This window comes from Parahaliea aestuarii (genome assembly GCF_008064635.1).
Classification (GTDB): Bacteria; Pseudomonadota; Gammaproteobacteria; order Pseudomonadales; family Halieaceae; genus Parahaliea; species Parahaliea aestuarii.
Map to the genome: position 1 here is coordinate 56,833 of NZ_VRYZ01000001.1, position 25,859 is coordinate 82,691.

Annotated in this window: 24 protein-coding genes; 15 read left to right on the forward strand and 9 right to left on the reverse strand. The window is 63.5% G+C overall.

The annotated features are described in order from the left end of the window. Positions 1–20: 20 nt before the first annotated feature. Genes FVW59_RS00230 through FVW59_RS00240 form a run of 3 tightly spaced genes read left to right on the forward strand, consistent with a single transcriptional unit; the run spans position 21 to position 3,260 of the window. Positions 21–953 (forward strand): bile acid:sodium symporter family protein, encoded by a 933-nt coding sequence (locus tag FVW59_RS00230; RefSeq protein WP_148062243.1) that lies wholly within the window; start codon positions 21–23, stop codon positions 951–953. Then, the gene (locus tag FVW59_RS00235) at positions 950–2,134 is read left to right on the forward strand and encodes a PrnB family protein (RefSeq protein WP_246139585.1); all 1,185 of its coding nucleotides are present in this window, start codon (positions 950–952) and stop codon (positions 2,132–2,134) included. The genes FVW59_RS00230 and FVW59_RS00235 overlap by 4 nt, the downstream gene beginning before the upstream one ends. Beyond that, positions 2,127–3,260: an aminotransferase class V-fold PLP-dependent enzyme gene (locus FVW59_RS00240; protein WP_148062244.1), complete on the forward strand. Its 1,134-nt coding sequence runs from the start codon at positions 2,127–2,129 to the stop codon at positions 3,258–3,260. Before FVW59_RS00235 ends, FVW59_RS00240 begins: the two co-directional genes overlap by 8 nt. A gap of 17 nt (positions 3,261–3,277) precedes the next feature. Here the strand turns inward: FVW59_RS00240 and FVW59_RS00245 are convergent, their stop codons facing one another. After that, on the reverse strand, positions 3,278–3,892 hold the full coding sequence (locus FVW59_RS00245) for a TetR/AcrR family transcriptional regulator (protein ID WP_187275689.1): 615 nt from the start codon (positions 3,890–3,892) through the stop codon (positions 3,278–3,280). Between the two features lie 162 nt (positions 3,893–4,054). Between FVW59_RS00245 and FVW59_RS00250 the strand changes: the two genes are divergently transcribed. The 6 genes from FVW59_RS00250 (at position 4,055) to FVW59_RS00275 (ending at position 10,795) form a co-directional block, all read left to right on the forward strand. Beyond that, complete coding sequence (locus tag FVW59_RS00250) at positions 4,055–5,269, forward strand: amidohydrolase family protein (RefSeq protein WP_148062246.1); 1,215 nt, start codon at positions 4,055–4,057, stop codon at positions 5,267–5,269. 50 nt (positions 5,270–5,319) lie between these two features. Beyond that, positions 5,320–6,285, forward strand: coding sequence for a Rieske 2Fe-2S domain-containing protein (locus FVW59_RS00255; RefSeq protein ID WP_148062247.1), 966 nt, complete (start codon positions 5,320–5,322; stop codon positions 6,283–6,285). Further along, complete coding sequence (locus FVW59_RS00260) at positions 6,285–7,166, forward strand: SDR family NAD(P)-dependent oxidoreductase (RefSeq protein WP_148062248.1); 882 nt, start codon at positions 6,285–6,287, stop codon at positions 7,164–7,166. Before FVW59_RS00255 ends, FVW59_RS00260 begins: the two co-directional genes overlap by 1 nt. 263 nt (positions 7,167–7,429) lie before the next feature. Further along, entirely contained in the window at positions 7,430–8,212 is a 783-nt protein-coding gene (locus FVW59_RS00265) for an acetoacetate decarboxylase family protein (RefSeq protein ID WP_148062249.1), read from the forward strand. A 144-nt stretch (positions 8,213–8,356) separates the two neighbouring features. Next, complete coding sequence (locus tag FVW59_RS00270) at positions 8,357–9,532, forward strand: GGDEF domain-containing protein (protein ID WP_148062250.1); 1,176 nt, start codon at positions 8,357–8,359, stop codon at positions 9,530–9,532. A 57-nt stretch (positions 9,533–9,589) separates the two neighbouring features. Next, positions 9,590–10,795, forward strand: coding sequence for an iron-containing alcohol dehydrogenase (locus FVW59_RS00275; RefSeq protein ID WP_148062251.1), 1,206 nt, complete (start codon positions 9,590–9,592; stop codon positions 10,793–10,795). A gap of 64 nt (positions 10,796–10,859) precedes the next feature. On the opposite strand, the gene FVW59_RS00280 is transcribed toward FVW59_RS00275, so the two are convergent. From FVW59_RS00280 to FVW59_RS00300, 5 genes are all read right to left on the reverse strand, one after another. Continuing rightward, positions 10,860–12,083, reverse strand: a complete 1,224-nt coding sequence (locus tag FVW59_RS00280) for a TonB-dependent receptor (RefSeq protein WP_148062252.1) — start codon at positions 12,081–12,083, stop codon at positions 10,860–10,862. After that, complete coding sequence (locus tag FVW59_RS00285) at positions 12,080–12,916, reverse strand: TonB-dependent receptor plug domain-containing protein (RefSeq protein WP_148062253.1); 837 nt, start codon at positions 12,914–12,916, stop codon at positions 12,080–12,082. The genes FVW59_RS00280 and FVW59_RS00285 overlap by 4 nt, the downstream gene beginning before the upstream one ends. Before the next feature lie 153 nt (positions 12,917–13,069). After that, entirely contained in the window at positions 13,070–14,707 is a 1,638-nt protein-coding gene (locus FVW59_RS00290; RefSeq protein ID WP_148062254.1) for a PepSY-associated TM helix domain-containing protein, read from the reverse strand. Positions 14,708–14,780: 73 nt separating this feature from the next. Next, positions 14,781–15,059 carry a hypothetical protein gene (locus FVW59_RS00295; RefSeq protein ID WP_148062255.1) on the reverse strand — a complete coding sequence of 93 codons (279 nt, stop codon included), beginning with the start codon at positions 15,057–15,059 and terminating at the stop codon, positions 14,781–14,783. Then, entirely contained in the window at positions 15,056–15,349 is a 294-nt protein-coding gene (locus tag FVW59_RS00300; protein ID WP_148062256.1) for a hypothetical protein, read from the reverse strand. The genes FVW59_RS00295 and FVW59_RS00300 overlap by 4 nt, the downstream gene beginning before the upstream one ends. A gap of 243 nt (positions 15,350–15,592) precedes the next feature. Between FVW59_RS00300 and FVW59_RS00305 the strand changes: the two genes are divergently transcribed. From FVW59_RS00305 to FVW59_RS00330, 6 genes are all read left to right on the forward strand, one after another. Continuing rightward, a complete protein-coding gene (locus tag FVW59_RS00305; RefSeq protein ID WP_148062257.1) occupies positions 15,593–17,674 on the forward strand; it encodes a TonB-dependent receptor in 2,082 nt (693 codons plus the stop codon). Positions 17,675–17,861: 187 nt separating this feature from the next. Further along, a complete protein-coding gene (napE, locus tag FVW59_RS00310) occupies positions 17,862–18,014 on the forward strand; it encodes a periplasmic nitrate reductase, NapE protein (RefSeq protein WP_148062258.1) in 153 nt (50 codons plus the stop codon). Between the two features lies 1 nt (position 18,015). After that, positions 18,016–18,318, forward strand: a complete 303-nt coding sequence (locus tag FVW59_RS00315; RefSeq protein ID WP_187275690.1) for a chaperone NapD — start codon at positions 18,016–18,018, stop codon at positions 18,316–18,318. Next, positions 18,311–20,809: a nitrate reductase catalytic subunit NapA gene (gene napA / locus FVW59_RS00320; protein WP_148062260.1), complete on the forward strand. Its 2,499-nt coding sequence runs from the start codon at positions 18,311–18,313 to the stop codon at positions 20,807–20,809. Before FVW59_RS00315 ends, napA begins: the two co-directional genes overlap by 8 nt. Next, entirely contained in the window at positions 20,809–21,279 is a 471-nt protein-coding gene (locus tag FVW59_RS00325; protein WP_148062261.1) for a nitrate reductase cytochrome c-type subunit, read from the forward strand. Before napA ends, FVW59_RS00325 begins: the two co-directional genes overlap by 1 nt. 9 nt (positions 21,280–21,288) lie before the next feature. After that, the gene (locus tag FVW59_RS00330) at positions 21,289–21,867 is read left to right on the forward strand and encodes a NapC/NirT family cytochrome c (protein WP_148062262.1); all 579 of its coding nucleotides are present in this window, start codon (positions 21,289–21,291) and stop codon (positions 21,865–21,867) included. 17 nt (positions 21,868–21,884) lie between these two features. Here FVW59_RS00330 and edd read toward each other — a convergent pair whose 3' ends face one another. Genes edd through zwf form a run of 3 tightly spaced genes read right to left on the reverse strand, consistent with a single transcriptional unit; the run spans position 21,885 to position 25,847 of the window. After that, positions 21,885–23,693 carry a phosphogluconate dehydratase gene (gene edd / locus FVW59_RS00335; protein ID WP_148062263.1) on the reverse strand — a complete coding sequence of 603 codons (1,809 nt, stop codon included), beginning with the start codon at positions 23,691–23,693 and terminating at the stop codon, positions 21,885–21,887. Then, entirely contained in the window at positions 23,690–24,400 is a 711-nt protein-coding gene (gene pgl / locus FVW59_RS00340; RefSeq protein WP_222711385.1) for a 6-phosphogluconolactonase, read from the reverse strand. Before pgl ends, edd begins: the two co-directional genes overlap by 4 nt. Next, positions 24,393–25,847: a glucose-6-phosphate dehydrogenase gene (gene zwf, locus FVW59_RS00345; protein WP_148062264.1), complete on the reverse strand. Its 1,455-nt coding sequence runs from the start codon at positions 25,845–25,847 to the stop codon at positions 24,393–24,395. Before zwf ends, pgl begins: the two co-directional genes overlap by 8 nt. Positions 25,848–25,859 lie beyond the last annotated feature (12 nt).

A 25,859-nucleotide genomic window follows, 5' to 3' on the forward strand; every position in this document is an offset into this window, starting at 1 on the left:
ATCGCAAGCGGGAGTAAAGCGTGTCAGAAGATGTAATCACCCTGGTCAATACCCGGGTTGTACCCCTTGGCCTCATGGCCATCATGTTCAGTCTGGGGCTGTCTGTCACCGTGGCGGACTTTGCGCGCCTGCTGCGTCGGCCCAAAGCCACCGCGGTCGGGCTCGGCGGGCAGCTGGTCTTGCTGCCGCTGATCGCCTGGAGCCTGGCGCTGCTTTTTCAGCTGCCGCCGGCCATGGCGGTGGGGCTGGTGATTCTCGCCGCCTGCCCCGGCGGCGTCACCTCCAACGCCGTGGTGTTCGCCGCGCGGGGGGATGTCGCCCTGTCAGTGACGCTGACCGCCTGCTCCAGCCTGATTACTATCGTTACCACGCCCTTGCTGATCGGCCTGGGCCTGGACTATTTCTACGCCAGTGGTGATGCCCCGGTGATGAATGTCGGGCAGACCGTGCAGCGCCTGCTGCAGATGACGGTACTGCCGGTGGCGGTGGGCATGACCGTGCGGCAGCTGCTGCCGGCGCTGGCGGACGTGGTGGTCAAGGTCCTGCGGCCGGTGTCGGTGCTGATCCTGGTGCTGGTGATCGGGCTGTCGGTGGTCACCAGCGCAGAGCTGCTGAAGGACAACCTGTTCACCGCCGGGCCGGTCATCTACCTGTTGAACCTGCTGGCCATGGGCAGCGGCCTGGCCCTGGCCCGGGCGGCGCGCCTGCAGCAGGGCGAGCGCATGACGCTGGCGGTGGAAGTGGGAGTGCAGAATGCCACCATGGCGACCTTCCTCAGCCTTTCTATACTCAACGACTGGGAGCTGGCGATTGTGCCCACGCTCTATGGCTGCATCATGCTGATCAATGCCGGCATCCTGGTGCGCCTGCTGAAACGGCGCCAGGCGCAGGCAGGTACTGAGGGCGATAGCGACAACACCCTGGCGTCGCCAAAGGAGGGCGCTGCACCGTGATTACACCCAATGCCGCCACCTTCGACCAGTGGATTCGCGGGCCCTTCCGCGACATCAACAGCGAGTTGGAGGCCCTGTATTTCGCCCAGCCCAATCGCGCCAACGTGGCTGGGGTGGGCGATGCCCTGAAGCAGGTGTTGCTGGCCGAGGGGCGTGAGCATATCGCCGCCCTGCTCGCCGAGGGCAATACCGACGAGGGCTTCGACGCCAACTTCGACCTGCTCGGCAATGTCGGCTTCTACATGGCCGCCTGCCGCCGCCACGAACTCACCGAACCCAGTCGCGAGACCCGTTCGCCGCTCACCGAGGCCTCGGCCCTGGCCATGCAGCTCGGTGCCTCCCTGGGCACGGTGCCGCGCTTTGCCTCCGCCCACCTGGAAACCCACAACCGCGCTGTAAACGGTGTGTTCAAGTCCTTTACCGATCTCGAGGACGAAATCACCTTTATCGCCTACAACACCCGCGGCGCCTTCGGCTATATCCGCGCCGCCGAGGCCCTGCTGCACCTGCTGCCGCTGGGGATTTCGCACCCGGTGGCGGCGGACCTGCTGCGCCAGGCGAAGGCCTCGCTGGAGGACGTGCACCGCTACAACGGCGAGCTGTTCGAGGCGCTGGATGTGGAGCGCTTCTTCTACTGTGTGCGCCCCTACTACAAACCCCACCGGGTCGGCCTGCGGGAGTACCGCGGCGCCAACGCCGGCGATTTCGCCGGCATCAATGTGATCGACCTGCTGCTCGGCCTTTGCCGGGCGGACGACCCCTACTACTCCCAGATCCTGGTGGACAAGTTCCTGTTCATGCGCCCCGACGATCAGCTGGTGCTGCGCGACTGCATGCGCCGACGCAGCCTGCTGGACGCCTTCCTGGATGAGCAGGGCAGCAGTGAATCACCCTGGTACCGGCACAACCTGCAGTTGTTCCTGGAAGTCTGCGAGGCCCACGGTCGCACCGCCCTGCAGCACCACGAGCAGTTGGTGGAGAAGTTCATCGTCAAGCCCGCCGACGAGGGAGACCTGGTGGAGGACAAGGGGCTCACCGCCAGCGGTCCGCCCCTGCCGGTCCTGCTCAAGGCCCTGAAAACGCTCTGCGACCTGCGCGCCGGTGCCGAACGCGATGATATTCCCTCCCGCTACCGCGAGCTGGCCACCCTGCGCAGTCTGCTGGCAGGTGGCCATGACTGAGGTGATCGACGGTTTGCTCGACCCCCAGTGGAAGGCCTGCTATGCCGCCACGCCGGGTATCTACCTGCTGTCCCACTCCGTGGGGCGGATGCCCGCCAGCAGCCTGGAAGCCCTGCGCCAGGGCTTTCTCGATCCCTGGGAGGCGGGGCGCAGCGAACCCTGGCCGCAGTGGATGGAAGCCCTGCAGCAGTTCCCCCAGGCCCTGGCACGGCTGCTGAATACCCGGCCCGAGGCCATCTGCCCCCAGGTCAACGTCTCCAGCGGCCTGACCAAGGTACTGGGCGCGCAGCGGCCGCAGTCCAGCCGGAATGTCATCCTGTTCAGCGAGCGCGATTTCCCCTCTCTGGGTTTTGTCGTGGAGCAGGCGCAGAAGCTGGGCTATCGCGGGCGCATGCTGCCGGCCTCCCTCGACCTGCAGGATCCACAGGTCTGGGCAGACGCCCTCGGTGAGGATGTGCACACGGTGCTGGTCACCCACGCCTGGTCCAATACCGGCCAGTTGGCGCCGGTGGCGTCCATTGTGGCCCTGGCCCGGCAGCGCGGTGTCTTTTCCGTGGTGGATGTGGCCCAGTCCCTGGGGGTCATTCCCATCGACCTGCAGCAGTGGGGCGCCGACGTGGTACTGGGTTCCTGCGTGAAGTGGTGCTGCGGCGGCCCGGGAGCGGGCTTTCTGTGGCTGTCGCCGGAGCACTTTGGCGGGTTGGAGCCGCTGGACGTGGGCTGGTTCTCCCACAGCAATCCCTTCGAATTTGATATCCACCACTTTGACTACGCCCCGGATGCCGGCCGTTTCATGGGCGGCACGCCGTCGGTGATGCCCTTTGTGCTGGCCGCCAACAGTATCGCCCTGGTCAACCGCATCGGCATCCAGCACATTCGCCACCACAACCTGGCCCTGGGGCAGCGCCTGATCGACGGCCTGGCGGAGGGCGAATTGCGCTCTCCCGCCGCGCCGGAGCAGCGCAGCGGTACCGTGGTGGTAAAGCCCGCGGATGGCGATGCCCCCGGCCGCCTGGAGGAGGTGGGGGTGGCCTTTGACGAGCGCGCGCAAGGGCTGCGCCTGTCGGCTCATGTCTACAACAGTGTCGAGGAAATCGATACCGTGGTGGCCTGTCTGCGCGGCTGAACCCGCGTCGCCGTTTTTTAATCCGCGCAGATCAGTGTTTCAAACATGCCCCGCGCCTCTTCCAGGCGGGCGAAGATCGGATAGTCCGGGTCGATGGCCCAACTCACCGTGAGAGAGTTGAGGGTGCCCACGATCATCGTGGCCAGGATTTCCGGCGAGTAGGTGGTGCTGGCATCGCCGGCCCGCTGTCCCGCGGCGATCAGGCTGGCGAAACTGTCCACGGCATTGCTGTTGATCTGGCGCTGCTGCTCCGGGTCGTTGGCAAAGGTGGCCGGGGCGGAAATCATCAGCTGTAGATCGATCTCCTTGTACTTGGCGAAGTTGGCCTCAATGTAATCGATCATCGCTTCCAGGCGCTGCCGGGTACTGTCGTATTTTTCCATCAACAGGCGCAGCATCGGCTCCGCCTGGCTGTACAGGCGCGACACGCCGAGGCCGCCCAGCAGGGCGTGCTTGTTGGGGAAGTGGCTGTAAAAGGTGCGCCGGGCCACGTCCGCCTCGCGGCAGATCATTTCGATGCTGGTGTCTTCGATGCCCTGGCGTTCGAACAGGGCGTAGGCCGCCTCCTCTATGCGGGCGCGGGTTTCCAGCTTGCGTTTTTCCCTGCGATCGAGGGGGGCTGATGTCTCCATGAATTTTCCGTAAGGCTCTTGCTTTCCTGAAAGCATTAAACTAGTTTGTATACATATGTGCAACCATGCGCATATGAGCATGGGCGTGCACGCGCGCAGGGAACCGGGTCCCCCTGTGCCGATCAATAAACAGAAAGCCCGCGAAAAACGAGAGTTGCTGTCATGTCAGAACGCCTGATCGTGGTGTCGTCCGATTGCCACGCCGGTCTGCGAATCGCCGACTATAAACCCTATGTCGAGTCCAAGTATCACGAAATGCTGGATATGGCCGTGCCGATCCAGATGGAAATGATGCAGAAGGCCGAACAAAGCTTCCTGATCAAGGAGATCAATGATGCCTGGCGTGCGCCCATCGAGCGCGAGCTGACCGGCGCCTGGGACTATAAAGAGCGCCTCAAGATGCTGGAAGGCGATGGCATCGCCGCCGAAATCGTCTTCCCCGACGGCATCACGGAAATGAACACACCGCCCTTCGGCGCCGGCCTCGGCCTGTCGCCGCGCAACGGCGTGGCCGAGTTGCAGTGGGCCGGGGCCATGGCCCACAACCGCTGGCTGGCGGAGTTCTGCGCCAACAATCCCGCGCGCCATATCGGCGTGGCTTCCATCCCCCTGTTGTGGGATGTGCAGCAGGCGGTGGATGCCGTGCGCTGGTGTGTGGACAACGGTCTGACCTCGGTCATGATCCCGACACTGTGGGAGGAGCACGCCCCCTACCACGACCGCAAGTACGACCCCTTCTGGCAAGTGTGCGAAGACCTCGGCGTCATCATTCACTTCCACTCCGGTCCCGCGCCGCACCCCGAATACTTCGGCGGCAACTGGCCGGAGGAAGACCGCAGTGCGGAGCTGCCCGGCGCCATGGGTATCTACGTGTCGGAAGTGATGTGGTGGCTGTACCGCCCCCTGACGTTCATGATCTGGGGCGGCGTGTTCGAGCGCTATCCGAAACTGAAAGCCGTACTCACCGAGGGCGGCACCGTGTTCATGCTCCCGCCGTGGTTGCGGCTGCTGGACCACAACTATCACGATGTGCAGTTTTCCGCCAAGCTGGGGGATTTCCGCAGCCACCTGTCCCTGTCCCCCAGCGAGTACTTTGCCCGCAATGTGGCGGTGGGCGCGTCCTGCGTACCCCGGCGCGATATCGAGCTGCGCAGTGTGATCGGTGTCGACAAACTCATGTGGGGCAGCGATTTTCCCCATCCGGAAGGCACCTGGCCCAACACCGCCGACTACTTCAAGGAAACCTTCTCCGGCCTGCCGGAGGAGGACGGGCGCAAAATCCTGGGCGACAACGCGGTGGCCTGGTACGGCCTCGACCGCGCCGCGCTCCAGGCGGTGGCGGACGACATCGGCCCCGAGGCCAGCATTTTCCATTGAGAGAGATGTACCACTAACAATCCTGGCGACAGCGCCAAGGGAGAACAACCATGACTCAGATCATCGCTGCCTGCGAATCCAAGACCAACACCACCCCGGACTTTCCCATGGGCTGGTACTCCGTGTCGCGCAGCCACGAACTCGCCGTGGGCGAGGTCAAGCGGGTACACGCCTTCGACCGCGAACTGGCCCTGTACCGCACCCGTACCGGCAAGGCGGTGTTGCAGGATGCCTTCTGCCCGCACCTCGGCGCCCACCTCGGCGTAGAGGGCAAGGTGGTGGGCGAATCCCTGCGCTGCCCCTTCCACGGCTGGCGCTTCGATACCAGCGGCAAGTGCGTGGAGATTCCCTACTGTGACGAAATCCCCGACCGCGCCCAGATTCGCATGTGGCCGGTGGAAGAGAAGAACGGCGAAATCTATATCTGGTTCCACCCGGAAAACTCAGCGCCGAAGTTCTCGCTGCCGGACCTGGTGGAACTGGGCGATGAAAACTGGACGCCGCCGCGCTACGCCGAATTCGAAGTGCCGGCGCACATCCAGGATATTGCCGAGAACTCCTGTGACCCGGTGCATTTCCAGTATGTGCACAAGCAGATGCACACGCCGAAGTCCACGGTCACGGTGGATGACGACGGGCGCATTCTGCACCTGAACTCGGACATGAGCGAGGCGGCCTTCCCCCACCAGTTGCACGCCGCTGTGTACCAGCCGGGCCTGGCGCTGGTGCGCACCAGCTACGCCCCCGAGGCGCAGATGATTGTCTACAACAGTTCCCAGCCCATCGATCGCAACACCACCCTGCTGCGCTGGACACTTACCGTGCGCCGGGAGATTGAAGACATGGCTGGCGATGAAGTCATGAACGGCATTATCGAGGGCATCAGCCAGGACTACCCGATCTGGGCCAACAAGGTGCACAAGCACAAGCCGGTGTTCTGTCGCGGTGACGAGACGCTGGTGCTGTTCCGCAAGTGGGTGCGCCAGTTTTACGTGGATGTGAGGGAGATTGCCTGATGCAGGATTTCACCGGCAAGGTTGCGGTAATTACCGGTGGCGCCAGCGGCGTCGGACGCTCGCTGGCCTTCGCCCTGGGCAGGCGCGGGGCGAAAATCGTGGTCGGCGATGTGGATACCGCCGCGATGGAACAGGTGGATGCGGATCTGCGCGAGGCGGGCATCGAGGCGGTGGTGTCGCACTGCGATGTGACCCAGCTCGACAGCAATATCGCCCTGGCGGAGACCGCCGAGGCGCATTTCGGTGGCGTCCAGCTGGTATTCGCCAATGCCGGTATCGGCGCCGGCGAGTCAGGTGCCCTGTGGGACTACTCGGAAAAGGACTGGCAGTGGTGCCTGAACGTGAACCTGTGGGGGGTGATCAACGCCATTCGCGCCTTTATGCCGCGCCTGGTAGCGCAGTCGGAAACCACCCACTTCGTGGTCACCGGCTCGGGCAACGGCGCATTGCTGGTCTACCCCGACCAGCCGATCTACACGGCCACCAAGGCGGCGGTGCACACGATTACCGAAAACCTGCACTACCAGGTGCAGGCCGGTGGCCTGCCGGTGAAGGTGAGCGCCCTGTTCCCGGGCCCGCACATTGTCGATACGGGGCTGTTCAACTCGGGCCGGGTGCGGCCGGAGGCACTGCAGAAGGAGTCCAGCGGGAATGAATCCGGTATCAATTCGGTGGACGATATGAAGCGCATGGCGGCGGAGTTTGGCATCGAGCTGCAGACGACCCACCCGGACGAGGTGGCCGAAATGGCGATGGAAGGGCTGGAAAAGGACGCGTTCTGGCTGCTGAAGACGACGCCGGAGACGGATGCGAAGATTCGGGCCCGCTGCGACATGATCATGAACCGGGAGACGCCGGTGCCGGATCAGGTGGGTGGGTGAAGACAATTCGCCAAGAGTCACCCCTGCGCAGGCAGGGGGCCATTGTAGAGAGATGTTTAGCGAAGTCCGGCTGCAAAGCCCTGATAGCCCTACGAAACACGCCGTGAACCCTTCCATGGGGGCTCGACGGCAGCATCCATGCTGCCGACGGTTTCTCCGGGCTACCAGCACTTTGCAACCTCAGTGCCAACGAACGGCCTGGGGTTAGTACTTTGAATAAGCAGAACCGTAAACCTTAAGAGCATAACTAAGAGGTAAGCACCATGAGCGAGCAAGCCACCAGCCCCCAGGGCAACACCGGTGATATCGTCAACTGGCCGATGCTGAAGATTGTCTATCGCACCGACCCGGACAAGATCGCGGCACTGCTGCCGCCGGGGATCACCCCGGGCAAGGACCCCCACGTCAACCTGACGATCTACAATTTCCCGGTGCCGGACGAGCCCGAGTTCGGCATCGTGACCACGGTGAACGCGGACTACAACGGCATCGAAGGGGAGTACACGCTGGGCTACGGCATTGACCAGGAGTCGGCGATTTTTATCAGCCAGGAGACCAACGGTCAGCCCAAGTATCCCTGCACCACGGAGTATTTCCGCCTCGGGCCGCAGGTGACGGCGCGCTGTACTCACCAGGGCTATACCTTTGTAGAGTTCAAGGGCCTTTCGCGCGGTGAGAATGTGGCGCAGGGCGAGTGGGTACAGAACGAGTGGTGGATCAAGGTGTCCCGCGCCACCGGGGTGATGCCGGATCCGGCTCGCGGCTACGATTTCCCGCCCCATGTGGTGCACGTTAAAAGTACCTATGGCACGGCATGGAAGGAGGCGGTGGACGGCGAACTGGTGCTGCGCGACAGCCCCTGGGATCCGCTGGCCTCGCGGCTGCCGATGCGCGAGCAGTTGTCGGCCCACCTGTGGTGGCCGATTTTCCTGAACCGGGAGATCTCCCTGGCCGGCAAGCTGGACCCGGAGGGCTTCATGCCCTTCGCCGACACGATCTCCGGCTCCCGCTGGCCGGGCAGCAACGGCGGTCCCCGCCGCGGCTGATTCGGGCGTCACCAGAGGCGGGGCAGTGTGAATTGCCCCGCAGCTTTCCCGCGTCAGTGCATTTGCCAGTTGATCGGCTCTCGCAGCTGGGTAATGATGCTAGCGATGATTCCTTTTACTGCTCGCTAATCCCCCGTGGGCGCGGTGATTGACTATTTGCTGGCCTCCCTGGTGGTGATCAGCATTGTCCTTGCGGGGGCCAACTATCTCGCGTATCGCCTGTTCGAGAGACCCCGTCACGCCCTGATGTGGGCGGTTGCCTTTTCCCTGACAGCCCTGCAATACCTGATAAACCTGGTGCGCGAGGAACTGCCGTCGGCGCAGTTCTACTGGCAGAGTGCCAACATGGTGTCCTTCGCGCTGGTGCTGTTCGCCCTGTGGGGCCACCGCGAGCGGCTCAACCTGCACACCGACTGGCGCTATCTGCTGGCCTGCTACACCGTGCTGTCGCTGCTGTCGGCCGTTTTTATTCACCTCTACCCACTGGATAGTGTCCGCACTGCACTGGCACCGGGATTTACCTTCCTGGCCATGACCCACATTGCCATGGTACTGCTGCGCTCCACCCGGGAACCGCGCCTGGCGCAGTGGGTGGCGGCAGTGATTCACCTGCTGTTTGGTCTCACGCAGGGGCTGTCGGCGGCCATCGCCCTCAACCTGGACAGTGATTCCAGGGAGGCCATGACCCAGCTCTACAACACGGTGAATTTCGGGCTGATGCCGACCCTGTTCATCGCCCTGGGGATTTCGGTGATCTTCCTGCTTGCCACTGACCTTGCCAGTCGCCTGAGTACCATGGCACTGGTCGATTCTCTCACCCAGCTCAACAACCGCCGCGGCTATCTGCTGGCAACCGAGAGCCTGTGGGCCCGCTGTCGACGCAATAACAAGCCGCTCTCGCTGATGATCGCGGACATCGACTATTTCAAACGCATCAACGACCGTTACGGCCACTCGATCGGCGATCGCGCGCTGCAGCATTTCGCCCGCATTCTGCGCGAGTCGGTTCGGGTCGAGGATGCCCTCGGCCGCATCGGTGGGGAGGAGTTCGCGGTCACTTTCGGCGAAAAGAACAGCGCCGAGGTGGAGGCCATCGCCACCCGTTTCCGCGCCGCACTGGCGCGGGAGCCGCTGTGTTACGGCAGCGTGGAGCTGGAATTGCGCGCCAGCTTCGGCATCGCCGAATGGCAGGACAAGGACGATCTGGCTTCCCTGCTCAAGCGCGCGGACATCGCCCTCTACGAGGCCAAGGCGGCGGGGCGCGACGCGGTGATGGTTTCCGGTGATCGCAGCCTGGTAGGTATGGCATCGAACGGCTGAACACGCTACCGTAAGTCCGCTTCACGACTTCATACTAATAATCCAACGGGTGCATCAATGTCCTCTGCTTTACGTCAGTTCAAACACCGCTTTCTGATCGGCCTGATGAAGATTTTTGCCGGCCTCGGCCCGGCCGCTGCCTATATGGCTTTTGCCGGCAGGGGCAGTTCCGCCCAGTTATGTCGCCACATTGCCCGCAGTGGCGTCCGGCGCGTGCTGGTGGTAACTGACAGGCCCCTGCGCGAACTGGGCATTGCCGACAAGGTGGTGCAGGAGCTGCAGGCTGCCGGTGTCGATCTCGCCTGGTACGACGGGGTGATGCCTGATCCTACCTTCGACCATGTGGCGGAAGGGGTGAAGGTGCTCAAGGCCCACGGCAGCGAGGCAGTGCTCGCCATCGGCGGCGGCTCTTCTATCGACGCCGCCAAAATTATTGCCGCCTCGGCTTGTAATGATGAGGACCCGCGGCAGTGGGTCGGGCTGGGCAAGGTGCGCTTCGAGGTGATGCCGATTTACGCGGTACCCACCACGTCCGGCACCGGTTCGGAAGCCACCATGGGCGCCGTAATTTCCGATCCGGTCAGCCACGAAAAAGGCATTATTTCCGGCTCTACTCTGCTGCCGAGCGCCACCGCCCTGGACTGTGAGCTTACCGAGGGGCTGCCGGCACACATTACCGCCGCCACCGGCATGGATGCCCTGACCCATGCCATCGAGGCCTACATCTGCACCTGGGATCGCGGCACCCGCCTGTCCCACTCCCGGGCCGCCATCAAGTTGATCTTCGAGCATCTGGAGACAGCGGTGAACGACGGCGCCAACAGCGAGGCGCGGGAGGCCATGTCCACCGCCGCCTACTACGCGGGTATCGCCATCAACCAGGTCAATGTCGGCAATGTGCACGCTATCGCCCACCAGCTCGGCGGCAAATATGGCATTCCACATGGCATGGCCAATGCGCTGGTACTACCGCATGTGCTGGAATTCTGTCGCGAGGAAACGCAGGACTCGCTGGCCCAGCTCGCCCTGTTGATTGGCGCCGGTCGCGAGGGCGAAGCGCCGGCCCAGTTGGCGGGGGCCTTTATCCAGGCAGTGCGTGAGTTGCGCAGCCGGGTCGGCATTCCCGATCGCTCCGGGAAGATTCGCGCCGAGGACTACGACTATCTCTGCAACCTGGCCATGGCCGAGTGCGAGAGCTACCCGGTGCCGCGCCTGCTGGACCGGGAAAGCACTCTGGCGATCCTGGCCAATATCACCGCCTGAGTGCTCCACCTGCCACAGGCAGCGATTACTGCAAGGGGTTGCCCGGACAGGTCGTTACACAATGTCAGAACGCCGCTGTTACCTCCACGCCCATGGCACGCGGGTCGCCGATGAAAGCCGAGTTGGCATTGCTGATGCCGGTCAGGTATTCCTCGTCGAACACGTTGTTGGCATAGGCACTGACGCGGAAGTGGCCGAAGTCGTAGCCGATCTTGGCATCCACGACAAAGCTGCTGTCGACTTCGAGATCGTCGGCGTTGTCGACACTCCTGTAGAAGCTGTCGGTGTAACTGGCAGCCAGACTGGCAAAGAAACCGGAATCGTGGCGGTATTCGCCGCCCAGTGAGGCGGTGACCTCGGGTGCTTCGGAGTACTGGTTGCCATCGCAGCTACCGTTGCTGCAGTCCTCTGCGGGGAAATCCCCCAACTCGGTTTCCAGCAGGCCCAGGGAGCCATAGATGCGCAGCCCGTTGTCGAAGGCGAGCTGGGCTTCAATCTCGGCGCCCCAGGATTCGGAATCACCGGCGTTCATGGTGTTCGTCAGGGGTGCGAAATCGGGGTTGGTCACGGTGATCTGCTGATCGGTGTAATCGTTGTAGAACACGTTTGCGCCCAGCAGCAGGCGATTGTTCAGCGCGGAAATGCGATAGGCGATTTCATAGGCCCAGACAAATTCCGGATCGACATCGACCAGCCCCGCTTCGCTTCCAAGGCGGCGCTCGGCAAAGCCCTGGCGGTAGCCGCGACTGGCGGTAGCGGCCACGGTCTGGTTGTCGGTGATATCCAGCGACAGTCCGGCCTTGGGCAGGAACATATCAAAGCCGGATTCCAGGTCGTACTGGCTGCCGCCGCTCAGTGCCGATTCGACATCGGCCTGGTTGCGTACGGTGTCATCCTGGTAGCGGCCGCCGAACAACAGCGACAGGGAATCCGTCAGTCGATAGCGGAAGTCGGCGTAAGCCGCCCAGGTTTCGGTGCTGTTGTCGAAGGTGCCATCCTGCACAGGGAAGGCCTGATAGTAGAGGATGTAGGATTCGGAATGCTGGTCAAAGTCGCCATAGAACAGGCTGGCAACGCCAGTGAGGCCGGCGATTTCCTCGTTCATCTCCAGCCGGAATTCCTGCATGAAGTCGCCGTCCATGCGGTTGTCCTGGCGGAAGAACACATCCGCGGCCGAGGGCACGCTGGTGATTTCCAGGTCGGTATCGTTGTAGCCGGTGATGGAGCGCAGGACCATGCCATTGCCCAGCGCGTAGCCGATGTCGAGGTTGTAGTTCTGCAGGTTCATCTCGCGCTTTTCTGCGAACTGGCGGCAAACTCGCGGTCGTAGAAGTCGGGGCCGGATACCGGCGACGAAGCGGGCGCATCGAACACGTCGCTGACGGTGAGCAGCACTTCCAGTCCATCCAGGCTTTTGGGGGTGTAGAGCAGTTTACCGCGGATGTTGTGGTACTCGTCTTCGGCGAAGATTTCATTGGCCGGGTCGGTAAAGTCGATGTCACTGGTTTTCTCGGCGTACTCACCGCTCACCCGGAAAGCCAGTTCGTCGTCAACGATAGGCATGGATACGGCGGCGGCGATTTCGTTGCGGTGCAATTCGCCGGAGAGCAGGCGGAATTTGTACTCCGGCTCGAAGGTTGGATCCTGGGTCTTGATGTTGACCGTGCCGGCCATCGCATTGCGCCCCTGGGTGGTGCCCTGAGGGCCGCGGTGCACCTCGAGCTGCTCCACGTCCCACAGGCCGCGCGAGCCACGCTTGAGACCTTCCGCGGACTGGGTCACGCCGTCGATGACCACAGAGATTAGCGCCGCCGAGTTGGAGGGCTGGGTGACGCCGTCAGCATTCAGGCCGCGGATGGCAATGCTCTTGCTGCCGGCGCCCTGGGTAAAGGCCCGCACGTTGGCGAGCCGCTTGTAGGCGTCGCTGGTATCGGCAATATCGTAGTCGTCCAGGTCTTCCTCGGTGACGATGCCGACGCTGCTGAAGGTTTCCAGGTAGGGGCGCTTGAGCTTTTCGCCGTAGACCAGGACGTGCTCCAGGGGTTCCCCCTCTTCTTCGCCGCTGGCACTGTCGGGCGACTGCGCCAGGGCGGCGCCGGACAGGCCCAGGGAACCGATCAGGGCGGGGAGTAGTTTGCGGCGTCAGCGGCGGCCTTGGGCGGTGTGGGGCATGGAGTAGCTCCTGCTGCTGGATTTTGTTGTTGGGGAAATAGCTTGTCGCCAAGTGTGGCGGGCTTAAAAGGTTATTGACAAGCGTTCTCAGTCCGTTTGGCATTATGTCCGTTCCAGCTTGCCAGGCTCGGCGGGAGCCAACGGTGCTGCCGGTGCGATGTACCACAGGCTGTCATGTGGGGCGCGCCGGATGCGTTGCGCCGTGCGTCGCCCCAGCAGGGCCAGGATGATCGCGCCAAGGGATGCCACCACATCCACGAGGCCTGAACCGTCGCTGTAATTCCACCCGAATCCGGGCGCCAGCAGGGCCGCCAGGCTGATCAGCGGTATCAGGCCGGTGGCGAGGGCGGCCGCACGCAGTAAATCGACCGCGCCGAGAGCGGTGCCGCGCAGGAAGGCCCAGCCGATAAAGGCGACAAACACCAGGTAGTAGATGCTGGTGTGCCAGTGTCCGATGTCGGCGACCAGCGCCGGCAGCACTTTGGCGGCGGCAATACTGACCGAGATGCCGGCGATGCAGCCCAGCGATACGCCGACCGTCAGCGGGCCCAGAATACGCGCGGAGCGTCGCTGCTCCACGGCCTGGGCTGCGGTCGATTTTTTCTGCTTTTTGCGCCGGGTTTCCAGCCACAGAAGATTGCCGGTGTAGAACAGCGCCGCGCCGCCAAGGCCGAGAAAGAAATAAGCCCAGCGCACCGTGTTGCCGCCGTAGGAGCCAAAATGAAGGGTAAAGAAGCTGGTGATGGTGGCGCCCCAGCCGCTCTGCATACCTGGCATGTAGTCGGTCGCCACGATGTCGCCGGTGTACGGGTCAAGCCCCACCACCCCGCCGTCCGGTGAGCGGTTGCCGTAGCGCGGGTTGCTGCCGAATACGACCAGGGAGGGGCCGCGCTGTGCGGCGTCGTTCACGATCATGCGGTGTGGCTCGAATTCGGGCTGCTGCTCCTGCAGGCGGGCCGCAATCAGTGCCGGGGAGAGTTTGTCGCCGCTGGCCGGGCTGGCACTGGCGTCCCGGGCGGTCTGGATAAAGGCGTTCTCGCCGCGGTACACCAGTGCCTCCTGGGCATCGTAGATCTGGTCGTGAAAGGCGAAAATGACCGACGTCAGTGCCATGACCAGGTGGAAGGGCAGACTGAAAACCCCCAGCAGGTTGTGGAAGTCGAGCCACAGGCGCTTCAGGTTCTTGCCCAGGCGAAAGGCGAACAAATCCTGCACCAGGGTGGGCAGCAGCACGATCACGCCGGATACCAGGGCCACGCCGTACAGCAGCGCAACGCTGCCCATGATGGGCATGGCGATCTCATGGGGCAGCATCAGGCCCACCTGCCGGTGCAGGTCGTCCACCAGTTGCGATACCGGCGACGCTTCACTGCCGGCAACGATCAGCTTGTTGTCGGCGGTGAGGTTGGCGTGCATAAACTCCGGCGGATCGTGATCGTGGGCCTCCGGGTTGGGAAGCTGCCAGCTCATCCGCGCGGGGAACTGGGCGCTGGGCTGGAACACAATCTGGTAGCCCCGGCGGGCGTCCGGGTAGTCGGCGAGCACCCGGTCGATCAGTTGCTGGCTGTCCTCCAGCGGCGTCAGCTCACCGAACGGGGCCGGTGGCGAGGCCCAGCGCTGCAGGGGCGCCTCGAACATGGTGATGGCACCGGCATAGAACGCGATGAACAGCAGCAGGCCGCTGACGATACCGGTCCAGGTATGCACATCCTTGTAGAGTTTGATGATGTCACTGCGCATGCGAAGTGCCTGTTGTGCAGGGGGCTGGCTGCGCGCAAAACCCCGATAGTGTGAAAAGCCTGATCATGTCGGATTAAAGCGCTAGCAATACCCAGGCAAAAACATTGGCGCCACCCAGCCACAGCCAGGCCTGGGCACTGGAGCGAAACAGAAAGCAGGCGCTGAGAATGATCACCAGCAAGGGGGACACCAGCCACATGGTGAGCTGGTGCTGGATGCTGAAGGGCGCCACGCCGCCAAGGCCGTAGCGGGCCAGCAGACCGCCGAGGGCGAGGGAAAGCAGGAAGCCGAGGAGCAGGCCGGCGCTGGCTTTGCCAAACCAGTCGCTGCTGGTGTAACGAAAGGGCTTCACGGGCGCGTACCCTGTGCTGTGGTGGGGCGGTGGCGCAGGCAGGCGATGGCCAGGGGCGGCAGCGACCACAACAGCATCAGCGCGGTCAGCAGGATGAAGGCCGAGGTGGCAGTCCCGAAGAATCTGCTCAACAGGTAGAGGCTCGCCACGATCAGGACAGCGCCGGCAGACGCCAGTACGCGAGCGGGCAGGGCACGGGCGATCAGCTTCTGGTGCGGGCTGGCCAGGTACAGGCTCAGTGCCGCTGCAATCAGGCAGGCGAGGGTGGCCAGTACCAGCAGGGTGTTCACAGTCATGTCTCCGTTGATGCAGCCCTGGGCCTGGCAGGCGCGAACTGGCCGGGCAAGCCACATTGGTCGCAAAGGCCGGGCAGTATCGCATTGCTGCTCACGTCATTGCAATTGCGTCTGATTATCATTTATATTCTCGCGCCATATCTTTAGCCATGCACCTGCTGCCAAAGGCACAAGGGGGGTGTCGGGTGCTGTGGCAAAGAGCGGTAACCCTCAACATATCGACAACGAGGCAAGTTCATGGAGAACTCACACCAACACGGCGAAGGGCGCCGGGCGCCATCCATCCTTTCACTGGCAGTGACAGCCGCGCTAGCGGTCAACAGTGCAGCGGCCCAGGAAGAGGGCGCCGACCCGTCTGAAAGGGCGGTGCTGGAACACATTCTGGTCATCGGGGAAAAGACCGAGCGTTCCCTGCGCGACACCACCTCGTCGGTGTCGGTCATCAGTGAGGAAGCGCTGAATACACTGCAGAACTACACGGTGAACGGCATTCTGTCGGAAGTGCCCAACGTGGTGGTGACCACCGGTACCGTGCCGAACATCCGCGGCGTGACCGGCAACGGCTCCGCCGGTGGCTTCAACTCCATTACCGGTGGCGCCAAGGCGCGGGTATCCACCCTGATCGACGGAGTGGCCGAACCCTTCGTCGCCGACCTCACCGGTGATTCCGGGATCTGGGATATCCAGCAGATCGAGGTCTACCGCGGCCCCCAGTCCACCAGCAACGGCCGCAACAGCATCGGTGGCATGGTTTACATCAAGACCAACGACCCCGACCTGAATGAGTGGGACGGCGCCGCGCGGGTCGGCTACCGCGACCAGGAGCGCTACCTGGACACTGCGGCCATGCTCAACGCGCCGCTGATCGACGACACCCTGGCCCTGCGGGTGAGCGCCGAGAGCCTGGATGCCCAGACCCTGACCGACACCTCCGGCTTTGAGAACAACCCGCCGGACTACGATCCCAACGAGATCGACAGCTGGCGCCTGAAGACCAAGCTGCTGTGGGCGCCCACCGATGATTTCAGCGCGCTGCTGACCTATTCCGCCAACAACGAGCAGGGCGATACCGGCCGGGTGTTCTACAGCGCGGCCGATCCCTATGAATACGAGCGCACCTTCTTCCGCAATATCGATACTGATTCGGATACCGTCAGCCTGCGGCTGGATTACCGCCTGAACGATTACATCTCTTTCGACATTCTCGCCGCTGCCATGGATTACCAGTGGGGCTTTGAGGGTTACGAAGCCGACCCCGCGCTGGAGCAGGACCTGATCTTCGACGAGACCAATACCACTCTCGATGCGAAAATGAACCTCGGCCAGTCAGGCGATGCCCTGACCGGCTTTGTCGGCCTGTTCTACTTCGAGCGCGACCAGGACTTCGACAGCACCGGGGGTGTGAGCTATTTCGGTAATGACGAAAGCGACTCCAGAGCGGTGTACGGCGAGTTGACCTACGCCCTGACCGAGCGCTGGCGCCTGACCGGCGGCCTGCGGGTGGAGCAGGAACAACAGGACCGCTATTTCAACTATACCTCCCAGGGTGTGGAAAGCGTGCTCGAGAACGACAAGACCCTGACGCTGCCCAAGCTGGTGGTGCAGTACGACGTCACCGACGACACCACCCTCGGCCTCAGCGCACGCAAGGGCTACAACGCGCCGGGCGGCGCGTTCGCGTTTATCTCAAACAACTATTACCTGTTTGACGAGGAAGAGGTCTACACCTACGAGGCGACCCTGCGCAGCGCCTTCCTCGACGGCAACGCGACCTTGAGCGCCAACCTCTTCTACAACGACTACGAGGGTTACCAGGCACTGAACTCCGCCCGGGAAATTACCAACATGGACGAGGTGGAAACCTACGGTCTGGAGCTGCAGGCGCGCGCCCTGCTGTGGGAGAACCTTGAGCTGACTGCGGGCCTGGGCCTGCTGGAGACCGAGATCACTGAACCGGGCGCCAGCTATGCCTTGGTTGCCGGCAACGAACTGAGCACGGCGCCCAACCTGACCGGCAACATCGGCCTTTACTACCACTTCACCGATACCTTCAGCGCCGGGCTGTTCGCCCAGTATGTGGATGAGTACTTCGGCGATCTGGAGAACACCGATGAGCGCATGGCCGGTGACTACACCCTGGCGCGCCTGAGCGCGAACTACAGCGGTAGCGCCTGGAAAGTCTCCGCCTACGTCAACAACCTGTTCGACGAAAAGGCCTTCACCGTGCGCGAACCTCCGGGGCGCAGCTCCCCCGACGGCCTGGTCGGTATCGTCACTCCGCGAACCGTGGGCTTTACAGTCACCTTCGACTTCCTCTGACCCGCTGACACTCCGCCCGCGGCAAGAGCGGGCGGAGCGTGTTCGCCCCCATCTGGCATCCCGTCGCAGTTCTCCGGTGGTGTCAGCGCCTACTTTCTCGCTGGCAAACTGGCGGAATCCCCGCCCTCGTATACACTGACTGGCAACTCCCGGCTCCGGTAGAGCCACCATCAGAAGGAGTGAGTTAGTGGAAGAAGCAGGCAAGAGCGAGGAGCGGCGCGTGTTCATCGCGCTTGCGGTGTTCCTGGCCCCGATCTTGGCAGTGGCCATCGTCGGCGGCTACGGCTTCGCGGTGTGGATGAGCCAACTGGTGTTTGGCCCGCCGGGCGGGGGACACTGACTTGAGCCTGCACCGCCGCAGTTTTCTGACCGGTCGGGCGGTACAGCGCCTGACCCATATCGCCAGCCTTATTGTGCACTGCCAGCCAGGCCATTTCGCCGTTGCCGAGGCCGCCCTGCAGGCCCTGCCCGATGTCGATGTGCCCGCCAGCGACCCCCGCGGCAAGTTGATTGTGCTGCTGGAGGTGCCGGACGACGCCACCATGATGGCGCGCATCGCCAGCATCGAAACCATTCCCGGCGTGATCAGCACTACCCTGGTGTTCCACCAGGCGGAAGCGCTGGAGGAGGCCCGCCTTGTCTAGCACGCGACGCGAGTTCATCCGGGCCAATGCCATCGCCACTGCAGCGGCCGCCGCAGGCATGTCTGTTCCTGCTTCCGCCAGCAATGTCATCACCACCGACACAAAATTGAAGTGGTCGAAGGCGCCCTGTCGCTTTTGCGGCACGGGCTGTGGCATCAACGTAGCGGTGCGCGACAACCGGGTGGTGGCCACCCACGGCGACATCAACGCCGAGGTCAACAAGGGCCTGGCCTGCGTCAAGGGCTACTTCCTGGCCAAGGTGATGTACGGCGAGGATCGCCTGACACAGCCCCTGCTGCGCATGCGCAATGGCCGCTATGACAAGGACGGCGACTTCACACCGGTAAGCTGGGATGCGGCCTTCGATATCATGGAGGAAAGGTTCAAGGCCGCCCTGAAGAGCAAGGGGCCGCAGGGCGTCGGTATGTTCGGTTCCGGGCAGTGGACGGTGTGGGAGGGCTATGCCGCCTCCAAGCTGTTCAAGGCCGGCTTCCTGTCCAACAACATCGACCCCAATGCGCGGCACTGCATGGCCTCGGCGGTGGTGGGTTTCATGCGCACCTTTGGCATCGACGAGCCGATGGGTTGCTACGACGACTTCGAGGCCGCCGATGCCTTTGTGCTGTGGGGCGCCAACATGGCTGAGATGCACCCCATCCTGTGGACACGCCTCACCGACCGGCGCCTGAGCAATCCTCATGTGCAGGTCTGTGTGCTGTCCACCTTCGAGAACCGTTCCTTTGAGCTGGCTGACCTGCCGCTGGTGTTCACGCCCCAGACCGACCTCGCCATCCTCAACTACATCGCCCGTTACATTATCAAGAACGACGCAGTGAACCGGGATTTTGTCGGCAAGCATGTGAACTTCCGCAAGGGCGCGGCAGATATCGGCTACGGCCTGCGCCCGGAAGTGCCCCTGCAGCAGCAGGCCGCGCACCCGAACGACGGTTCATCCGAGGCCATCGACTTCAAGGCCTTCGCCGATTTTGTCGAGGACTATGACGGCGAGTACGTGTCGGAGTTGAGCGGCATTCCCGAACACAAGCTCGAGGCTCTGGCCAAACTCTACGCAGACCCGGACACGAAGGTCATGTCCCTGTGGACCATGGGCGTCAACCAGCACACCCGCGGCGTGTGGGTGAACAACATGATCTACAACCTGCACCTGCTCACCGGCAAGATCGCCACACCCGGCAACAGCCCTTTTTCCCTCACCGGTCAACCCTCGGCCTGTGGCACTGCGCGGGAGGTGGGCACCTTCGCCCACCGCCTGCCGGCGGACATGGTGGTGACCAATCCCGAGCACCGCGCCATCGCCGAGGAAAAGTGGAAGCTGCCCGCCGGTCTGCTGCCGGACTGGGTCGGTTCCCACGCCGTACAGCAGAATCGCGACCTGAAAGACGGCAAGATCAACGCCTATTGGGTGCAGGTGAATAACAACGTGCAGGCGGCACCCAACCTCAACGAGGAAACCCTTCCGGGCTACCGCAACCCGGACAACTTCATTGTAGTGTCCGATGCCTATCCCACCGTCACCGCCCAGGCGGCCGACCTGATCCTGCCCACCGCCATGTGGGTGGAAAAAGAGGGCGCCTACGGCAATGCCGAGCGCCGCACCCAGTTCTGGCACCAGCTGGTGGATGCTCCCGGGGAGTCGCGCTCGGATCTGTGGCAGTTGGTGGAGTTTTCCAAGCGTTTCAAAACAGACGAGGTCTGGCCGGCGGAAATTCTGGACGCCAATCCAGGGTATCGCGGCAAAACGCTTTACGAGGTGCTTTACGCCAACGGCCAGGTCAATCGGTATCCCCGCGAGGACATCACGGCCGGTTACGCCAACGACGAGGCAGAGGCCTTCGGGTTTTATATCCAGAAGGGCCTGTTCGAGGAATACGCCAGCTTCGGCCGCGGCAAGGCCCACGACCTGGCGCCCTTCGACCGCTACCACGAAGCCCGCGGCCTGCGCTGGCCGGTAGTGGATGGCGAGGAAACCCGCTGGCGTTTCCGCGAGGGTAGCGACCCCTACGTGGAGGAGGGCAGTGGCTATCAGTTCTACGGCCACAAAGACAATCGCGCAGTGGTTTTTGCGCTGCCTTTTGAGCCAGCGCCAGAGGTGCCCGACAAGCACTACGACTTGTGGCTCTCTACCGGCCGCGTGTTGGAGCACTGGCATTCCGGTTCCATGACCCGGCGGGTACCGGAACTGCACAGCGCAGTGCCCAACGCCCTGGTGTACATGCACCCCCAGGATGCCCGCGACCGTGGCCTGCGGCGGGGCGACGAGGTGAAGGTGGTGTCCCGGCGCGGTGAAATTCGCACCCGGGTGGAAACCCGCGGCCGCAACAAACCGCCGCCGGGGCTGGTGTTTGTGCCCTGGTTCGACGCCAGCCAGCTGATCAACAAAGTGACTCTGGATGCGACGGATCCCCTGTCCAAGCAGACCGATTTCAAGAAGTGTGCGGTCAGGGTCGAGCGGGCCCAGGGAGGGCGGTGATGAAACGCATAGCAATCGTCGTCGTGGTTCTGCTCGGTGTTGTCGGCGCCTCGCTCGCTGTAGGTGCCGGCAATCAGATTGATACTCTGCGCAAGGCCGCCATCGATCGCGAGCCGGAGGCGCCAGCTATCGCCCAGGTGGAGAATAACGACATCCGCCGCAAACGCGCCTATCCTATGCAGCCGCCCACCATTCCCCACAAGATTGACGGCTACCAGGTGGATTTGAAGGTCAATCGCTGCATGGCCTGCCACAGCCGCCACCGCACCGAAGCCAGCCAGGCGCCGATGGTCAGCGTGACCCACTTCATGGACCGCGACGGCAATTTTCTTGCGGAGATCTCCGCCCGGCGCTATTTCTGCCAGCAGTGCCACGTACCGCAGACCAACGCCCGCCCCCTGCTGGCCAACGACTTCCACGATATCGATGATTTGCTGCGCGCATCGCAATCGCCGTCGCAACAGCATTGAGGGGGCGTCGTGAAGGCCTTTCTGCGCAAATACTGGCGTGTTATCACAAGCCCCAGCCGGTACTACAGCCTGGGGTTTCTCACCCTCGGCGGTTTCACCATGGGGATTATTTTCTGGGGCGGCTTTAATACCGCAATGGAGTTCACCAACACCGAGACCTTCTGCGTGAGCTGCCACGAGAATATTTACGATGAGCTGCAGCAGACCATCCACTTCACCAACCGTTCAGGCGTGCGTGCGATCTGCTCCTCCTGCCATGTGCCCCACGACTGGACTGACAAGATCGCCCGCAAAATGCAGGCCTCCAAGGAAGTCTGGGCCTGGGTGACCGGCAGCATCAGCACGCCGGAGAAGTTCGAAGCGCGACGCCTGGCCCTTGCCCAGCACGAGTGGGCCCGGCTCAAGGCCAACGATTCACTGGAGTGCCGCAACTGCCACGAGTTTTCCTACATGGACTTTACCCGCCAGAGCCCGCGGGCGGTGAACATGCACTCCACTGCCCTGGCCAGTGGCGACAAAACCTGTATCGACTGCCACAAGGGTATCGCCCACCGCCTGCCGGACATGAGTGACGTGCACGGCTTCTGAGGTCGTGCCGGGAATTTCTAGAACACCGTAGCGCCCGATTCGGCGTCATTCACCGCATCGCGCATAAAGCCGAACAGCTCCCGGCCGGTGCCGTAGTCGCTGTGATGGCTGGGGCGCGGCGCGTGCCGGCGCTGGGCCCACTCATCGGCGGGCACCAGGGCTTCCAGGGTGCCGGCGGCGGCGTCCAGGCGCACCACATCGCCATCGAGCAGCTTGCCGATGGGGCCGCCGGCCAGCGCTTCCGGGGTCAGGTGAATGGCCGCGGGGACCTTGCCCGACGCACCTGACATGCGCCCGTCGGTGACCAGCGCGACCTTGTGGCCGCGGTCCTGCAGGACGCCGAGGAAGGGAGTGAGTTTGTGCAACTCCGGCATGCCATTGGCCCGCGGGCCCTGGAAACGCACCACGGCGATGATATCGCGGTCCAGTTCGCCGGCCTCGAAGGCGATGCGCAGGTCGTCCTGTTCGGTAAAGATACGCACCGGGGCTTCCACCACGCGATGTTCTTCCTCGACCGCTGAGACCTTGATCACCGCGCGGCCGAGGTTGCCGTCCAGCAGGCGCAGGCCGCCCTCCGGCTGGAAGGGTTCGCTGGCGGGGCGCAGGACGTCGGGGTCGGCACTTTCCTGCACACCGTCCACATGGCTCAGGCGACCGTCCAGCAGGCGCGGTTCCCGGGTGTAGTGGCGCAGGCCCTTGCCCCACACAGTGTTCACGTCCTCGTGCATCAGGCCGGCGTCGAGCAGGGTGCGAATCACAAAGGCGCTGCCGCCGGCGGCGTGGAAGTGATTCACATCGGCGCTGCCGTTCGGGTAGACCCTGGCGATCAGCGGCACGATGGAGGACAGTTCACTGAAATCCTGCCAGTCGATGATGATGCCGGCGTTGCGCGCCACGGCGATCCAGTGGATGGCGTGGTTGGTGGAACCGCCGGTGGCGAGCAGGGCGGCGATGGCGTTGACGATGCACTTCTCGTCCACCACTTCGGCCATCGGCGTGTACTCGCTGCCGAGAGCGGTGATTTTGCACAGCCGTTCAGTGGCCGCGTTGGTCAGGTGCTCGCGCAGTTCGGTGCCGGGGTTTTCGAAGGCGGCGCCGGGTACGTGCAGGCCCATGGCCTCCAGCAACATCTGGTTGCTGTTGGCGGTGCCGTAGAAGGTGCAGGTGCCCTGGCCGTGGTAGGCCTGGCTTTCCGCTTCCAGCAGTTTGTCGCGCCCCACCTTGCCCTCGGCGAACAGCTGGCGCACCGCGGCTTTGTCCTTGTTTGACAGGCCCGAGGTCATGGGCCCGGCGGGGACGAAAATTACCGGCAGGTGACCGAAGGACAGGGCGCCGATCAGCAGTCCCGGCACGATTTTGTCGCACACGCCCAGGCACAGGGCGCCATCGAACATGTTGTGGGACAGGGCGATGGCGGTAGCGCCGGCGATAATGTCGCGGGAGAACAGGCTCAACTCCATGCCCGCAGTGCCCTGGGTGACGCCGTCGCACATGGCGGGAACGCCGCCGGCGACCTGGGCGGTGCAGCCCACCGCGTGGGCGGCGCGTTTGATCTGGTCAGGGAATTCCCCCAGCGGTTGGTGGGCCGAGAGCATGTCGTTGTAGGCGTTGACGATGCCGATATTGGCCGCCTCGGTCAGTTTGAGGCTCTGTTTGTCGCCCTCGCCGCAGGCGGCGAAGCCGTGGGCCAGGTTGGAGCAGGGCAGGCCGCCGCGCAGGGGGCCCTTGCCGCGCATCTCCGCCATGCGCGCCAGGTAGGCGCGGCGGGAGTTGGCACTGCGTTCGATGATGCGTGCGGTGATGTCCGCGAGTCGTGAATCTGTCATGGAGCCCACCAGATGGAAAGCGGTGTTGTGGATTGCCTGAGCACGGCGGCGACCGGGTAGCCCCGGGCAATGGCATTGCCAAGGACGGCCTTCTTGTCCTCGCCGGTGATGTGCAGGATGATTTCCGCGCTGTTGAGTACAGCCGGCAGTGTCAGTGTCATGCGGGTGTGGGGCGCGGTCACCGGCTCGGTGGCCGCCACCAGGTCGGTACCGGCCCGGTCCAGCAGGCGCGGCAGGTTGGCCGCCTGGGGAAACCAGGAGGCGGTGTGGCCGTCGCCGCCCATGCCCAGTACCAGGGCGCTGAAGGGACGGGCCAGGGCGGCAATGCGCGCGCTGGCCTCTCCCTCGCCCTCAATGGCGCGCTGGTGTGGGGTTTTCAGGCCGATCACCCGTGCTGCGGCGGCTGGACCGAGGTGCAGGTGCTCGCGCAGCAAACGCTCATTGGAGTCCGGGTGGTCTGTGTCCACCCAGCGTTCATCCACCAGGGTCAGGCTCACCGCAGGCCAGTCGAGCACCTGCTGTGCCAGGGCCTGAAACATCGGCACGGGCGTGCTGCCGCCGGACAGGGCCAGGCAGGCCGCGCCCCTGGTCTCGATATCGGCGCGCAGTCTCGCCGCGAGATACTGCGCCAGCGCCGCGGCCAGCCCGTCGCGGCTGTCGAAGTTATGCCACTGCTGGCCCATATCCGCTCCCGCCGACTCACTCATACCAGCTCCTGTCGTCGCGGGCGGTGAGGGCTGTGGAAGCATTCGGGCCCATGGTGCCGGAGTTGTAGGATTTCACCGGCATGGCGGTTTCGTCCCAGGCCTCGATGATGGTGTCGATCCAGCGCCAGGCGGTCTCCACCTCGTCGCGGCGCATGAACAGGGTCTGGTCGCCGTTGATGGCGTCCAGCAGCAGGCGCTCGTAGGCGTCGTAGCTGTCGTTCTTGTCGCTGCGGTCGTCGGTCAGGTGCAGTTCCACCGGCTGCAGGCGCAGGTTGCGGGTGAGGCCCGGCTTTTTGTTGAGGGTGTGCATGGTGATGGTTTCGTCCGGTTGCAGGCGAATCACCAGTTTGTTGGTCAGTTCGTTGGGGTCGTTGGCGAACAGCGAGAACGGCTGCTTCTTGAACTCGATCACGATCTCAGAGTAGCGGCGGCTGAGGCGTTTGCCGGTGCGCAGGTAGAAGGGCACACCCGCCCAGCGCCAGTTGTTTATGGTGGCCTTGAGCGCGACGAAGGTCTCCGTATTTTCCGCGTCCTTGTACTCGGCCTCTTCCAGAAAACCCTTTACCGGCTGGCCGGCCACGGCGCCGGCGTCGTAGCGGCCGCGCACCGTGCAGGCCTTCACATTGGCGGCGGTGATCGGCTGCAGGCAGCGCAGCACCTTCATTTTCTCGTCGCGGATGTCACTGGCGTCGAGGCTGGCGGGGGGTTCCATGGCGACGATGGACAACACCTGCAGCAGGTGGTTCTGCACCATGTCCCGCAGGGCGCCGGTCTTGGCATAGTAGCTGCCGCGTCCCTCCACCCCGATCTCCTCGGCCACGGTGATCTGTACATTGTCGACGAAGGTGTTTTTCCACACCGGATGCAGCAGGGGGTTGCCGAAGCGCACTGCCAGCAGGTTCTGCACGGTTTCCTTGCCGAGGTAGTGGTCGATGCGGAAGGTAGACTCTTCGCTGAAGACCTGTGCTACATCCTCGTTGATGGCGCGGCAGGAATCGAGGTCGTGGCCGAGGGGCTTTTCCAGCACCACGCGACTGTGGTCGTTCACCGCGCCGGCCGCGTCCAGGTGCTGGCAGATGGTGCCGTAGAGGGAGGGCAGGGTAGCGAGATAGTAGAGCCGGATGGGAGCGCCGTTCTCGTTCAGCAGCCCGGCGAGGTCGGCGTAGTCCTGGGCATCGCCGGCTTCCACCTGGACGTAGTGCAGGCTGTCGCGAAAGCGCGACCAGATAGCGTCGCTCCAGTGATTGTCCGCCATGAAGCGGCGCAGGTTGCCCTGGGCTTCTGTGCGGAAGGTCTCGGTATCCATCTCACCGCGGCCGGTGGCGATGATGCGCCCGATACGATCTGCCAGGCCGTGGCGATGCAACTGGTACAGCGCAGGCAGCAGTTTGCGGGTGGAGAGGTCTCCGGTGCCGCCAAAAATAACCAAATCAACCAACTGACTCATACACGTCATTCC

What these genes read in the sequence shown, in the direction of transcription:
- pgl (WP_222711385.1), bottom strand. Translation starts at nt 24,400, where the DNA reads ATGAGTGAGTCGGCGGGAGCGGATATGGGCCAGCAGTGGCATAACTTC.
- FVW59_RS00275 (WP_148062251.1), top strand. Translation starts at nt 9,590, where the DNA reads ATGTCCTCTGCTTTACGTCAGTTCAAACACCGCTTTCTGATCGGCCTG.
- FVW59_RS00280 (WP_148062252.1), bottom strand. Translation starts at nt 12,083, where the DNA reads ATGAACCTGCAGAACTACAACCTCGACATCGGCTACGCGCTGGGCAAT.
- zwf (WP_148062264.1), bottom strand. Translation starts at nt 25,847, where the DNA reads ATGAGTCAGTTGGTTGATTTGGTTATTTTTGGCGGCACCGGAGACCTC.
- FVW59_RS00260 (WP_148062248.1), top strand. Translation starts at nt 6,285, where the DNA reads ATGCAGGATTTCACCGGCAAGGTTGCGGTAATTACCGGTGGCGCCAGC.
- FVW59_RS00290 (WP_148062254.1), bottom strand. Translation starts at nt 14,707, where the DNA reads ATGCGCAGTGACATCATCAAACTCTACAAGGATGTGCATACCTGGACC.
- FVW59_RS00305 (WP_148062257.1), top strand. Translation starts at nt 15,593, where the DNA reads ATGGAGAACTCACACCAACACGGCGAAGGGCGCCGGGCGCCATCCATC.
- FVW59_RS00245 (WP_187275689.1), bottom strand. Translation starts at nt 3,892, where the DNA reads ATGGAGACATCAGCCCCCCTCGATCGCAGGGAAAAACGCAAGCTGGAA.
- FVW59_RS00240 (WP_148062244.1), top strand. Translation starts at nt 2,127, where the DNA reads ATGACTGAGGTGATCGACGGTTTGCTCGACCCCCAGTGGAAGGCCTGC.
- FVW59_RS00325 (WP_148062261.1), top strand. Translation starts at nt 20,809, where the DNA reads ATGAAACGCATAGCAATCGTCGTCGTGGTTCTGCTCGGTGTTGTCGGC.
- FVW59_RS00265 (WP_148062249.1), top strand. Translation starts at nt 7,430, where the DNA reads ATGAGCGAGCAAGCCACCAGCCCCCAGGGCAACACCGGTGATATCGTC.
- FVW59_RS00255 (WP_148062247.1), top strand. Translation starts at nt 5,320, where the DNA reads ATGACTCAGATCATCGCTGCCTGCGAATCCAAGACCAACACCACCCCG.
- edd (WP_148062263.1), bottom strand. Translation starts at nt 23,693, where the DNA reads ATGACAGATTCACGACTCGCGGACATCACCGCACGCATCATCGAACGC.
- FVW59_RS00250 (WP_148062246.1), top strand. Translation starts at nt 4,055, where the DNA reads ATGTCAGAACGCCTGATCGTGGTGTCGTCCGATTGCCACGCCGGTCTG.